Here is a 13,224-nt window from a genome sequence, read left to right as displayed (position 1 = left end):
GTACCGAGTGACCCGGACAACGCATGACGCGGTGCCGGTGCCGAGACGACTTCGACGACACCTATGCCCACCAAACTGAAAACGCTGATCGCGCATGCCGCGGCCGCGGGCCGCAAGCCGTTCGAACCGGGGCGCGTGCGACGCCAGCAGCAATGGTTGCTGTACGGAAGCGGTGTGGCGATCACGGTGTTCGTGCTGGTCTGCGCGGCACTGGTCGCGCAGCTCGACCTGCAGGAGTCGGTTGCGCGTGACCGTTCCGAGTTCCTGCTACGCAAGGCCGACCTGCTCGCGGAGATGGAGGTGGTCAGGGCGCTCCAGAATCGCTATGTCGAAAACCTCGAGTTGATGGCCCGGCACTTGCCGACCGCGCCGTCCGATGCACTCAAGCGGTTTGCCGACGATCGCGGCAGGCTGGCCGTTCTCGGACACACGGGACGCGTGGCGGTGGCCGCGTTCGCGGCCGATCCGTCGCCCCGGCCAGGGGGGCCTACGCGCCGTTTCTTGCGGCGTTTCTCGAGCCGGTCGAGAAGACGGGTGTCATGCCGCCGAGGCAGCCCGGCGACCCGGGCATGGGCGGATATCTGATCGATCCGGACGGCGACTTCGTCATCGTGGCCGGGTATCCGCTGGTGAAGGCGACGCTCGCGCTGCCGGCCGGTTTCGACGTGAAGGCGTTGATCCGGCAGTTGCAGCCGCCGGCCGAGTATGTATCGGCGGCTGCCGCGCCCGGCAATCGGCAGATTTTTCTGGACCGGCGGCAGGATCCGCTGCTCGGGCGGTCCGTGCTGCGGTTCGCGCAGGCGGTGCGGGACAGCCAGGGCAAGCCGGTCGCATGGTTTGTCGTCGTCGCGCGGCCGGAGATCGACGACATCCTGCGCGCCTCGTCCTCCGGCCATGACTATGCACTGGTCGATTCGAACACGAATGTCCTGACCGGCCGGCAGGCTGCCCCCGCGCTGACCGCCCGCGCGCTCGATTATGCGCGCGCGGCCGGTGGCGAGCGGGCCGCCGCACACCGTGTCGGCACGAGTATCGTCATCGGCGACCGCATGCCGGGGTTCCGCGAGGTGCTGACCGCGACGTATTCGTGGCGCGGCCTGTTCGACGACGTGGCCGTCCGCCTGGGTATCGCAACCGGTCTCGCGTTGCTCGCGATCGGGACGGTGTGGTTCGCGATCGTCATGTTCGACCGGCGCGCGCTGCGCCCTGCCAACCGCCGCGCGATCCGGCTGATCGAAAGCGAGGCGCTGAACCGCACGCTGATTCGCACGGCGCCGGCCGGCATCATGCTGCTGGCGCTGGCCAACGGCGACACGATGGCGCGCAACGAGGCCGCACAGGCTTATGGCGGCGCCGGCATGGCGCCGTCGCTCGGCAAGCGCATCTGGCAGGCATACCGCGACAGTATCGCGGGCGGTCGGAAGCCGCGCGTCGTCACGCACGAGTTGTCGGTCGACCGCGCCGATGGCGGGGCGGCCTACCTTGCGGCGCACATCGTCCGTACCCGCTATCGCGGCGTCGATGTACTGCTCTGTACGCTGACCGACATCACCGCGCGCAAGCAGGCCGAGGACAAGCTGCGCGAGGCACGCGAAGCCGCGGACGACGCGAACAAGGCGAAGTCGACCTTCCTGGCGACGATGAGCCACGAGATTCGCACGCCGCTGAACGCGATCGTCGGCAATCTCGAATTGATGGCGCGTGCGGCATTGCCATCGACCGAACAGCGTCGGCTGCAGACGGTCATGTCGTCGTCCGACGCACTGCTGCGCGTGATCAACGACGTGCTCGACCTGTCGAAGGCCGAATCCAACCAGATGGTGCTGGAAGCCGTGCCGTTCGACCTTCGAGCCGTGCTGCTCGACGTCGCGGCGATCTTTCGTCCGCTCGCCGAAGCGAAACGGCTCGTACTCGAATGCCGTGTCGCGCCGGGGCTGGCCGACGGTTACGTCGGCGATCCGACCCGCCTGCGCCAGATCGTGTCGAACCTTGTCAGTAATGCGATCAAGTTCACCGAGCATGGCAGCGTGACGATCGACGCGCTGCCGGCCGTCGCTTCCGGCCGGCAGCACGGCGTCGAAATCTCGGTGCGCGACACGGGCATCGGCATTCCTGCGGAAGCGCTACCGGCGCTGTTCGATGTGTACGTGCAGACCGATCCGTCGATTTACCGGCGCTTCGGCGGCACGGGGCTGGGGCTGCCGCTTTGCGGACGTCTCGCGCGCCTGATGAGCGGTGCGCTGACGGTCGACAGCCAACCGGGTGCGGGGACGACCTTCACCGCATCGCTGCCGTTGGCGAGGGCGCCGTCCGGATGGCGCGTTGCGTTCGACGACGAACCCGCCACGACGCCAGCGTGGCCGACGCGCCCGGACGGCGGCGTGCCGCTGCGCGTGCTCGTCGCGGAAGATCACCCGGCGAGCCGCGTGTTGTTGCGGGATCAGCTCGATGCGCTGAGCTACGATGCGACGATCGTCACGAACGGCGTCGAGGCGATGCGTGCGTACTTTTCGCAGTCGTTCGATGTCGTGCTGACCGATCTAGGCATGCCCGAACTCGACGGCTTCGCGCTGGCGAACTTCCTGCGCGAGCAGGGGGCGACGGTACCCGTGATCGCGATGACCGCGCACGCGACCGAAGAGGACCGTCGGCGGTGCGCACAGGTTGGCGTCGCGGAGGTCGTGCTCAAGCCGCTGTCGATCGATGCGCTCGATGCGGTGTTGCGGCGCCACGGGGGGCGCGGCGCGACGGCGTTGCACGCGGTCGATCGCGACGACCGGCAGGTGTCGTTGATGACGGAAGAGATGCGCGAACAATTGCGTGCCGCGACGCTGCGCTCGCTGGCGACGATCGACGCCGCATTGCTGCGCGGCGACGACGATTGCCTCAAGGGCGAGCTGCATTCGATGCGAGGCGGCTTCGCGCTGGCCGGCGACGCAGACGCGAGCGATGCGTGCGCGAGAGGCGAGCGTGCGCTGGCCGCGGGCGGTGTCGATGCGCTCAAGCCGGAATGGCCGGCGATGCGCGTGGAGGTGGAGGCTGCGCTGTCGAGATTGCCCGGCGACTGAACGGAACGACGCCGTGCTTGCCGGCGCGACGGCGGGAGAGGCTTGCGACGTGGACGGCCGACGACCGCGGACGCTGCGCAGTCGTGCGCACTGGATCGTCGAGAGGTACGCGCTCGCCGGTCGATCGTATTCATGGACTGACGCGCGAACGCCATGATGGGCGCGGCGATGGTCCGACAGGCCGACAGGCCGCCGCGCAGAACGGCACGGCGCTCGACAACCGGTTATCCGGCATGACTGCGCCGCCGGCGGATGCCGGAGGCGGCTGCATCATTGCGTGGAATTGGCCCATCGCGCGCCGGATCGACTTCGGATACCCATCAGCCGTTGCGGAAGATCTCCGCGTAAGCACTCAACGCCGGCACCCCGCCAAGGTGCGCATACAGCACCTTCGACCCCGGCTCGAATTCCCCGCGCCGCACCTTGTCGATCATCCCGTGCATCGATTTCCCTTCATAGACGGGATCGGTCAGCATGCCTTCCAGCCGCGCGCACAGACGAATCGCCTCCAGCGTGCCATCGTTCGGGAGTCCGTATTCCGGCCCGGCATAGCGCGTGTCGAGCACCACGTCCTTCGTTTCGATATCGCGCCCCAGCCCGACCAGCTCGGCCGTGTTCCGTGCGATCCGGGTGATCTGCTCGTGCGTGCGCTCGGGCGTCGCCGACGCGTCGATGCCGATCACGCGATCCGCGCGTCCGTCGGCCGCGAAGCCGACGACCATCCCCGCCTGCGTGCTGCCCGTGACCGAGCAGACCACGATGTAATCGAACTTGAAGCCGAGCTGCGCTTCCTGTTCCCGCACTTCTTCCGCGAAGCCCACGAACCCGAGCCCGCCGAGCGGATGCTCGGAACACCCGGCCGGTATCGGATACGGCTTGCCGCCCGACTGCCGGACGCTCTCCATCGCTTCTTCCCAACTGCGGCGAATGCCGATGTCGAAACCGTCGGCGACGAGCCGCACGTCGGCACCCATCATCCGCGACAGCTGGATGTTGCCGACGCGGTCGTACACAGGGTCTTCATAGTTGACCCAGTGCTCTTGCACGAGCACGCACTTCATCCCGAGATGCGCGGCGACGGCCGCGACCTGGCGCGTCTGGTTCGACTGCACGCCGCCGATCGACACGAGCGTGTCGGCACCTTGCGCGAGCGCGTCGGGCACGAGGTATTCGAGCTTGCGCGTCTTGTTGCCGCCGAATGCGAGGCCGCTGTTGCAGTCCTCGCGCTTCGCATACAGCTCGACCTTGCCGCCGAGATGCGCGCTCAGGCGCTTGAGCGGCTGGATCGGGGTCGGGCCGAACGTGAGCGGATAACGGGGGAAACGTTGCAGGTTCATCGACAAGCTCCGAGGGAAGGTGGGCAGGAAACCGGATCGGTCGGGTGCTGCTCGCACGTCGTGTCCCGATGGAAAAATGATAGGCAGGACGGTGCGAAATGAGCTTGCGAAATAAATGGCGACGACCTACGTTATCGATGAGATATGGATAGTCGAGATAATTTTGATTCGTGAAACGGATGGGAGACGCAATGAAATTAGATCGCGGCAGCACATCCCCGGCCGACGCCGCGCCGGCGCTCGATCGCATCGACCGGGCGATCCTGCGGCAGTTGCAGCAGGATGCGTCGATTTCGAACGTGAGCCTCGCCGCGAAGGTGAAGCTGAGCGCGCCGGCGTGTCTGCGGCGCGTCGAGCGGTTGAAGGAGATGGGATTGATTCGCGGCATCGTCGCGTTGCTCGACCCGAAGCCGCTGGGTGCCGGGATGCTGGTCGTGATCGGCTTCGTGCTGGATCGCTCGACGCCGGAGGCGTTCGCCGAATTCGAGAAGGCCGCACAGAAAGTGTCGGGGTGTGTCGAGTGCCACGTCGTGACGGGCGAATTCGACTACTTCATGCTGGTCCGCACGCGCGACAACGAGAGCTTCAACCGGTTGCATGCCGAACAGTTGCTGTACCTGCCCGGCGTGCGGCAGGTGCGCTCGTTCATGGTGCTCAAGGAGATTCTGTCGACGCACGCGTTGCCGGTGTAGCGCGGAGCGCCGTCGATTCCCGTTGGTGACGGATATGCCGTTTGGTCGATTGAAAACTCCCGATTGGGAGTATCAAATGGGAATTTGAATCAACCCATTTGGGAGTCGCCATGGCAGCAACCACACGTTTGCCCGACCGATTTCAACTTGCTGCTGAACCCGCTGCATGCGGATTTTGCTTCAAGTGTGAAAGTGATCGGCAAAGAAGCGTTCGTGCCGGATCCCCGCCTGTTTGGTTGATCAAAGAATTGCTTTGGTCGACGAATCGTCGTCGGCTGCAGCCCGGTCGCGTCACTCGGTCAGCGCTGCCACGGCGCGACGCCTGGAGGCGAGGTCTTGCCGAGACGCTCGCGTGCGTCTCGCACGATAGCCGCATCGAGTTCCCCGTCATCGGCCAGCGCTTTCAGCGCGGCGAGCACGATGCTCGCGCGATCGACCTCGAAGAACGCGCGCAGCGCATCGCGCGTGTCGCTGCGCCCGAACCCGTCGGTGCCGAGCGTCACGTAGCGGCGCGGCACGTAGGCGCGGATCAACTCGGGCACCGAGCGCACGTAGTCGGTCGCGGCGACCACCGGGCCGTGCGTGCCTTCGAGCATCCGCGTGACATACGACGATGCCGGGCCGTCGCCGAGCCGTGACAGCCGTTCGGCTTCCATCCCGTCGCGCTGCAATTCGCTGAAGCTCGTGACGCTCCAGACAGCCGCATCGATCCCCCAGTCGTCCTTCAGCATCCGCTGCGCGGCGAGCACTTCGCCGAGAATCGCACCCGCGCCGAGCAACTGCACGCGCGCGGTCGCGTTCGACTCGGCCGGCAGCCGGTGCATGCCCTTCAGGATGCCTTCGCGACGCGCGGCCGGATCGTCGCCGGGCATCGACGGCTGCGCGTAGTTCTCGTTCATGACGGTCACGTAATAGAACACGTCGCGCTGCTGCTCGACCATCTCGCGCATGCCGGCATCGACGATCGTCGCGACTTCGTACGCGAACGCCGGGTCGTACGCGCGGCAGTTCGGAATCGTCGACGCCGCGAGATGGCTGCTGCCGTCCTGGTGCTGCAGGCCCTCGCCGCCGAGCGTCGTGCGGCCCGACGTCGCGCCGACGAGGAAGCCGCGCGAGCGCTGGTCGGCAGCCGCCCAGATCAGGTCGCCGATGCGCTGGAAACCGAACATCGAGTAGTAGATGTAGAACGGCAGCATCGGCAGGTCGTGCACGCTGTACGACGTCGCCGCGGCGATCCACGACGACACCGCGCCGGCTTCCGAAATCCCTTCCTCGAGAATCTGCCCGCGCGTGTCCTCGCGGTAGTAGAGCATCGAGCCGAGATCCTCGGGTTCGTAGCGCTGGCCGAGCGGCGAGTAGATGCCGACCTGCCGGAACAGGCTCGCCATGCCGAACGTGCGTGCTTCGTCGGCCACTATCGGCACGATGCGCGGGCCGAGCTCGCGATCCTTGATCAACGCGGCAAGCATGCGCACGAGTGCCATCGTCGTCGACATCTCGCGGCCGGCCGCATCCAGCGCGAACGCACCCCAGGCCGGCATCGAAGGGGCGGTCAGCCCCTTCGATGCCGCCATCCGCCTTCTGGGCAGATAGCCTCCCAGGGCAGCCCGGCGGGCATGCAGGTAACGCATTTCCGGGCTGTCTTCCGCTGGCTTGTAAAACTTCAGCTGCTCGACGTCGCCGTCCGACAGCGGCAACCGGAAGCGGTCGCGGAACGCCTTCAGGTCGTCGACGTCGAGTTTCTTCTGCTGGTGGGTCGTCATCCGGCCCTGGCCGGCCGAACCCATCCCGTAACCCTTCATCGTCTTCGCGAGGATCACGGTCGGCTGGCCGCGATGGGCGAGTGCGCGCGCATATGCGGCGTGCAGCTTGCGTGCGTCGTGGCCGCCGCGGCGCAGGCGGTCGATTTCGGCGTCGGTGAGCTGCGCGGCAAGCGCCTCGAGCGCCGGGTCGCGGCTGAAGAAGCGCGCACGGTTATACGCGCCGTCGTTCGCGGAGAAGGTCTGGAACTGGCCGTCGACGGTATCGGCGAACGCGCGCGCGAGTGCGCCCGCGTGATCGCGTGCGAACAGCGGATCCCAGTCGGAACCCCACAGCACCTTGATCGTGTTCCAGCCGGCGCCGGCGAACAGCGCCTCGAGTTCGTCGATCACGCGGCCGTTGCCGCGCACCGGGCCGTCGAGCCGCTGCAGGTTGCAGTTGATCACGAACACGAGGTTGTCGAGCCCCTCGCGGGCGGCGAGCGACAGCGCGCCGAGCGATTCGGGCTCGTCCATCTCGCCGTCGCCGAAGAAGCCCCACACGGTGCGGCCGGCGGTGTTCGCGAGCCCGCGATGCTGCAGGTAGCGCATGAAGCGCGCCTGGTAGATCGCGTTGATCGGGCCGATGCCCATCGAGCCGGTCGGGAACTGCCAGAAGTCGGGCATCAGCCACGGGTGCGGATACGAACACAGCCCGGGCCCGGCGATTTCACGGCGATAGTGCGTGAGATGGTCTTCGCCGAGAAAGCCTTCGAGATACGCACGTGCGTAGACGCCCGGCGACGAATGCGGCTGGAAGTACACGAGATCGCCGCCGGGGCCGCTTTCATGGCCCGCGCCGGCCGGTGCCGCGCGGAAGAAGTGGTTGAAGCCGACTTCGAACAGGTCGGATGCCGACGCGTAGCTCGCGATGTGGCCGCCGAGCTCGCCGTACGCCCGGTTCGCGCGCACGACCATCGCGAGCGCGTTCCAGCGCAGTGCCGCGGACAGCCGTTCCTCGAGATCGGCGTCGCCCGGATAGGGCGGCTGCTCGTGCGCGGCGATCGTGTTCACGTACGGCGTGACCGGGCCGCGCGGCGCCGCGAGCCCGCGGGTGTGCGCATGCGCGGCGAGCCGGCCGAGCAGGTATTGGGCGCGCTCCTTGCCGACGTGCGCGACGACGGCGTCGAGCGCCTCCAGCCATTCGGCGGTTTCTTCAGGGTCGGCGTCGGCGTGAGCGGCGCCCGCGCGCCGCGTGGCATCGATACCGTTCGACAGGTCCGTCATCGCAGGTCTCCCGCGCGCCGGTTCGAAGCGGCGCGCATCAGTGGCAATCGGTCGGATCATGCTACCCGCCGATCTGCAAAATATGCGTCTGATTTCATTGGGATTTCGCTCGCCGATAGTGTAAATATTCCGGTTGTGGCCACTCTTCCGGAATATTTCGACCATGAGTTCAAACCCGCGGCGGCTCGACCGCATCGACATCGGCATCCTGAACCAGCTGCAGCAGAACGCGCGGATCACGAACGCGGAACTCGCGCGTGCGGTGAACCTGTCGGCCACGCCGTGCTTCAACCGCGTGCGCGCGCTGGAGAAGCTCGGGCTGTTCCGGCAGCAGGTCACGCTGCTCGACCCCGAGCCGCTCGGGCTGCGGATCAACGTGTTCATCCAGGTCAGCCTCGAAAAGCAGGTCGAGGACGCGCTGCAGCGCTTCGAGGAAGCGATCTCGCAGCGGCCCGAGGTGATGGAGTGCTACCTGATGTCGGGCGACGCCGACTACCTGCTGCGCGTCGTGATGCCCGACATGCGCACGCTCGAGCGTTTCATCATCGAGCGCCTGACGACGATCCCCGGCGTATCGAACATCCGGTCGAGCTTCGCGCTGAAGCAGGTGCGCTACAAGACCGCGCTGCCGTTGCCGGCGTCCGGACTGACGCTCGTCGATCCGGACGAGGCGGCATCCGACTGGAGCTGAGCGGGGAGCCGCAGGCGCCCCTGCGCGGTTTCCGACTGCAATCGGAACCATGACAAAGCGCCGACGATTGCCCGACACCGTCGAAAGGCGCCGCGTGCGGCGCGACGGATCGCTGCCGCAGCGGCGTGCAGGGCGCTTGCATCGTCACGACGCCGCGCGGCACGATCGCGTATGCTCGTCCCGTCAGCGGCAACGGCGGCTGCCGTTGTCGGATCAATCGTGTGACGACCGATCAACGAGCGAGGGCATGATGGCTAGACAGACGATGGCGGAATACCTGGCGAAGACGCTGGCGGCAGCGGGCGTCGAGCGTATCTGGGGCGTGACGGGCGACAGCCTGAACGGCCTGTCGTTCAGCTTGAGCCAGATCGGCTCGATCCGCTGGATGCATACGCGGCACGAGGAAAGCGCCGCGTTCGCGGCCGGCGCGGATGCCGCGTCGACCGGGCGGCTCGCGGTGTGCGCGGGCAGTTGCGGCCCCGGCAACCTGCACCTGATCAACGGCCTCTACGACTGCCACCGCAATCATCAGCCGGTGCTCGCGATTGCCGCGCACATCCCGTCGACCGAGATCGGCCTCGGCTACTTCCAGGAAACGCATCCGCAGGAGCTGTTCCGCGAGTGCAGCCACTTCGCGGAACTCGTGACGAACGCATCGCAGTTCCCGCGCGTGCTCGCGCGCGCGATGCGCACCGCGATCGACGAGCGCGGCGTCGCGGTGATCGTGCTGCCGGGCGACATCGCGCTGGGCGACGGCCCGGACGAAGCGCCGGCCTGGAGCGAATCGGCGCCGCCGTCGATCCTGCCGGCCGACGCCGATCTCGATCGGCTCGCGGCGCTGCTCAACGCGTCCGACGCGGTCACGCTGCTGTGCGGCAGCGGCACGCAGGGCGCGCACGACGAGGTGGTCGCGCTGGCCGACACGCTCGGCGCGCCGGTCGTGCATGCGCTGCGCGGCAAGCAGTTCGTCGAATGGGACAACCCGTTCGACGTCGGGATGACGGGGCTGATCGGCTTCAGCTCGGGCTATCACGCGATGGAGTCGTGCGACACGCTGCTGATGCTCGGCACGGATTTCCCGTACCGGCCGTTCTATCCGTCGAACGCGAAGGTCGTGCAGATCGACTGGAAAGGCTCGCAGCTCGGCCATCGTGCACCGCTCGCGCTGGGTCTCGTCGGCACCGTGAAGGAAACGATCGCGGCGCTGCTGCCGCGCCTGACGCGCAAGACGCAGCGGCGTTTCCTCGAGAATGCGCTGAAGCACTACGCGGCCGCGCGCAAGGGGCTCGACGATCTCGCGGTGGCCGAGCCGCCGGGCCGCGCGATTCATCCGCAATACCTGACGAAGATCGTCGACGAAGTCGCGGCGGAGGACGCGATCTTCACGGCCGACGTCGGCACGCCGACGCTGTGGGCCGCGCGCTACCTGACGATGAACGGCAAGCGGCAGCTGCACGGTTCGTTCAATCACGGCTCGATGGCGAATGCGATGCCGCAGGCGCTCGGTGCGCAGGGCGCGCATCCGGGGCGGCAGGTGGTGTCGCTGTCCGGCGACGGCGGCCTGTCGATGCTGCTCGGCGACCTGCTCACCGCACGCCAGCTCAAGCTGCCGGTCAAGATCGTCGTGTACAACAACAGCCTGCTCGGCTTCGTGTCGATGGAGCTGAAGGCGGCCGGCTATCTGGATACGAACGTCGACCTGAGCCCGACCGATTTCGCGGCGATCGCGAAGGGTGCGGGCATCTTCAGCGTGCGGGTCGAGCACTCGGAGAACGTCGAGGAAGCGCTGCGCACGGCGTTCGCGCATGACGGGCCGGCCGTCGTCGACGTCGTCACGTCGAAGTACGAGCTCGCGATGCCGCCGAAGATCGAACTCGCGCATGCGAAGGGCTTCAGCCTGTTCATGCTGCGCGCGATCCTCAGCGGGCGCGGCGACGAGATCGTCGAGCTGGCGAGAACCAACCTGCGGTGAGACGCGCCGCGCACGGGGCGGGCGTCGGCCGTTGATCCGGTACGAATTGATCAGGGGAATCAGGGTCAATCTTCACGTCGCCTTAAGTTTGCGTTTCCTAGAATCGATTTGATCGTCGCGCTTCCCGCGACGGACCGATTCGTCCAGGAGGATGCGCATGCCGAAGCCCCGTGTCGCCGTAGCCCTGTTCCATGAAGTCTTCGGCGCGTCGTTGCCGACGGCGCAATCGCTCAAGGGCTGCCGATGATCTGGCCGAACGCGTGGCGTGTCTCGGCACTGTTCGTGCGCGAGTGGGTCGGCCGTCCGGCCGCAGTGGGCGCGTTGTGCCCGAGTTCGCGGCAGCTGGCGCGCGAGATGGCCGACGCGGTGCCGGACGGCGACGGGCTGGTCGTCGAGCTCGGCGGCGGCACCGGCGCGATCACCGCGGCCTTGCTCGAACGCGGCGTCGCGCCGCGGCGGCTCGTCGTGGTCGAGCGTTCGCCGGCGTTCGTCCAGCATCTGCGGCGACGTTTTCCGGGCATCTCGATCGTGTCGGGCGACGCGCGGCAGCTCGAACGCCTGCTGCCGCCCGACGCGCGCGTCGACGCGATCGTGTCGTGCCTGCCGCTGCGCACGCTGCCGCGCCAGGACGTGACGGCGATCGTCGGCCAGTGCCATCGCGTGCTGTCGGCCGACGGCGTGATGATCCAGTTCACGTACGACCTGCGGCCGCCCGGGCGGCATCCGCTGGGCGATCCGGCATTTGTCGCCTGCGGCAGCCGGATCGTCTGGGCGAACATTCCGCCTGCGCGCATCGTGACCGTGCGCAACATTGCCGCCGAACACGCGGAATGACGCCGCAGCACGCGCGGCGCCCGGCGGTGGCGCCTCGCTGCTTCCTTTCATCATTCATTCGCTACCTTCCAGTTTCCATTCACATTGACGTCACATCCGGTTCCTACCATCGCCTTTCATTTCGAAAGCATCAACGGCGGGGAGAACCGGCACCATGAATCGAATCAAAACGGCGGCGCTGCTGTGCGCGGGCGCCTTTGCGCTCGCCGGATGCGGCAGCGACGACGGCCCGACCAGCACGTCGCCCACCCAGCCGCCCGTTCAGACGGCCGCGCGCAACGTGATCTTCTTCCTCGGCGACGGCATGGGGATGACGACGCTGACGGCCGCACGCATCTACGGCGTCGGTGAAGATGGCGCGCTCACGATCGATACGCTGCCGGAAACCGCGTTCGTGAAGACCTATTCGAACGATGCGCAGGTGACGGACAGCGCGCCGTCGATGTCGGCGTACATGACCGGCGTGAAGACCAACAACGAAGTGATCTCGATGTCGCCCGACACGAAGGCGATCGAACCGAGCGCGAGCCTGACCGGCAATTGCGGCGCGAACAACGGCAAATCGGCGACGACGCTGCTGGAGATCGCGAAGGCGAAGGGCATGGCCACCGGTGTCGTGACGACCACGCGCGTCACGCACGCGACACCCGCCGCGACCTACGCGCACGTGTGCCATCGCGACGCCGAGAACGACATCGCGGCGCAGCTCGTGCCGGGCGGCGCGGGCTACAACGGCGCGCTGGGCGACGGCGTCGACGTCGTGCTCGGCGGCGGCACGCAATTCTTCGTGCCGAAGGACGGCGGCGGCAAGCGCACCGACGGCCGCAACCTCGTCAACGAGCTGAAGGCGAAGGGTTATGCGTTCGCGCAGAACCGCGACGACCTGCTGGCCGCCGATGCGACGAAGAGCGGCAAGCTGGTCGGCCTGTTCTCGTCGAGCCACATGAGCTACGACCTCGATCGCGGCGCGACGAAGGAGCCGAGCCTCACCGACATGGCGACGCGCGCGCTCGACGTGCTGCAGAAGAATCCGAACGGTTATTTCCTGATGGTCGAAGGCGGCCGGATCGACCACGCGCTGCACGACACCAATGCGAAGCGCGCGCTGCAGGACACGGTCGCGTTCGACAACGCGATCAAGGCCACGCTCGACAAGGTGCGCAAGACCGATCCCGACCTGAAGAACACGCTGATCGTCGTCACGGCCGACCACGACCACACGCTGGTGCTGAACGGTTATGCGGCGCGCACCGGCAAGACCGAGGCGGGCAAGGCCGGCGTGCTGGGCGTGCTGCGCAACTACCAGACGGGCGCGGTCGCGAAGGACGCGGACGGCGCGCCGTACACGATCATCGGCTTCGGCAACGGCGAGAACCGCGTGCAGGGCAGCCGCGCGGGCACCGCGCTCACCGACGCGGTGACGGGCGCCGACGACTATCGCCAGGAGGCGGTCGTGCGAATGGACAAGGGCAACGAGACGCACGGCGGCACCGATGTGTTCCTCGGTGCGATCGGCCGCGGCGCGGATGCGTTCCACGGCGTGATCGAGAACAACAAGGTTTTCGAGCTGGTGCGCAACGCGGTGCAGCTGTGAGCGCCGACCA

Annotated in this window: 7 protein-coding genes and 2 pseudogenes; 7 read left to right on the top strand and 2 right to left on the bottom strand. The window is 67.3% G+C overall.

Going from position 1 to position 13,224, the window contains the following annotated elements; all coding sequences use genetic code 11:
- Window positions 1–63: 63 nt before the first annotated feature.
- Window positions 64–3,068 (top strand): annotated as a pseudogene (locus ABIC51_RS00240) (ATP-binding protein).
- A gap of 320 nt (window positions 3,069–3,388) precedes the next feature.
- Here ABIC51_RS00240 and ABIC51_RS00235 read toward each other — a convergent pair.
- Window positions 3,389–4,405 (bottom strand): 1-aminocyclopropane-1-carboxylate deaminase, encoded by a 1,017-nt coding sequence (locus ABIC51_RS00235; RefSeq protein WP_175898660.1) that lies wholly within the window; start codon window positions 4,403–4,405, stop codon window positions 3,389–3,391.
- Window positions 4,406–4,596: 191 nt separating this feature from the next.
- Here ABIC51_RS00235 and ABIC51_RS00230 point away from each other — a divergent pair, with 191 nt between their 5' ends.
- Entirely contained in the window at window positions 4,597–5,097 is a 501-nt protein-coding gene (locus tag ABIC51_RS00230) for an Lrp/AsnC family transcriptional regulator (RefSeq protein WP_027789925.1), read from the top strand.
- A 126-nt stretch (window positions 5,098–5,223) separates the two neighbouring features.
- Window positions 5,224–5,337, top strand: a pseudogene (locus ABIC51_RS00225) (RES family NAD+ phosphorylase); the annotation flags it as partial.
- Window positions 5,338–5,396: 59 nt separating this feature from the next.
- On the opposite strand, the gene mdeB reads toward ABIC51_RS00225, so the two are convergent.
- Window positions 5,397–8,123, bottom strand: coding sequence for an alpha-ketoglutarate dehydrogenase (gene mdeB, locus ABIC51_RS00220; protein ID WP_175898662.1), 2,727 nt, complete (start codon window positions 8,121–8,123; stop codon window positions 5,397–5,399).
- A gap of 163 nt (window positions 8,124–8,286) precedes the next feature.
- Between mdeB and ABIC51_RS00215 the strand changes: the two genes are divergently transcribed.
- The 4 genes from ABIC51_RS00215 (at window position 8,287) to ABIC51_RS00200 (ending at window position 13,214) form a co-directional block, all read left to right on the top strand.
- On the top strand, window positions 8,287–8,814 hold the full coding sequence (locus ABIC51_RS00215) for an Lrp/AsnC family transcriptional regulator (RefSeq protein WP_027789923.1): 528 nt from the start codon (window positions 8,287–8,289) through the stop codon (window positions 8,812–8,814).
- A gap of 250 nt (window positions 8,815–9,064) precedes the next feature.
- Window positions 9,065–10,786, top strand: coding sequence for a ubiquinone-dependent pyruvate dehydrogenase (gene poxB, locus ABIC51_RS00210; RefSeq protein WP_060373292.1), 1,722 nt, complete (start codon window positions 9,065–9,067; stop codon window positions 10,784–10,786).
- 243 nt (window positions 10,787–11,029) lie between these two features.
- Window positions 11,030–11,620, top strand: a complete 591-nt coding sequence (locus tag ABIC51_RS00205; protein ID WP_059687240.1) for a class I SAM-dependent methyltransferase — start codon at window positions 11,030–11,032, stop codon at window positions 11,618–11,620.
- A 154-nt stretch (window positions 11,621–11,774) separates the two neighbouring features.
- Window positions 11,775–13,214, top strand: a complete 1,440-nt coding sequence (locus ABIC51_RS00200; protein ID WP_059498231.1) for an alkaline phosphatase — start codon at window positions 11,775–11,777, stop codon at window positions 13,212–13,214.
- The last annotated feature ends 10 nt before the right edge of the window (window positions 13,215–13,224 follow it).

The sequence above is a fragment of the Burkholderia sp. 572 genome (genome assembly GCF_040545135.1).
Taxonomy (GTDB): domain Bacteria; phylum Pseudomonadota; class Gammaproteobacteria; order Burkholderiales; family Burkholderiaceae; genus Burkholderia; species Burkholderia cepacia.
Note: the sequence above shows the minus strand (reverse complement) of the source record. Positions and strands in the feature narration are given on the sequence as shown.

What these genes read in the sequence shown, in the direction of transcription:
- ABIC51_RS00235 (WP_175898660.1), bottom strand. Translation starts at nt 4,405, where the DNA reads ATGAACCTGCAACGTTTCCCCCGTTATCCGCTCACGTTCGGCCCGACC.
- ABIC51_RS00230 (WP_027789925.1), top strand. Translation starts at nt 4,597, where the DNA reads ATGAAATTAGATCGCGGCAGCACATCCCCGGCCGACGCCGCGCCGGCG.
- poxB (WP_060373292.1), top strand. Translation starts at nt 9,065, where the DNA reads ATGGCTAGACAGACGATGGCGGAATACCTGGCGAAGACGCTGGCGGCA.
- mdeB (WP_175898662.1), bottom strand. Translation starts at nt 8,123, where the DNA reads ATGACGGACCTGTCGAACGGTATCGATGCCACGCGGCGCGCGGGCGCC.
- ABIC51_RS00200 (WP_059498231.1), top strand. Translation starts at nt 11,775, where the DNA reads ATGAATCGAATCAAAACGGCGGCGCTGCTGTGCGCGGGCGCCTTTGCG.
- ABIC51_RS00215 (WP_027789923.1), top strand. Translation starts at nt 8,287, where the DNA reads ATGAGTTCAAACCCGCGGCGGCTCGACCGCATCGACATCGGCATCCTG.
- ABIC51_RS00205 (WP_059687240.1), top strand. Translation starts at nt 11,030, where the DNA reads ATGATCTGGCCGAACGCGTGGCGTGTCTCGGCACTGTTCGTGCGCGAG.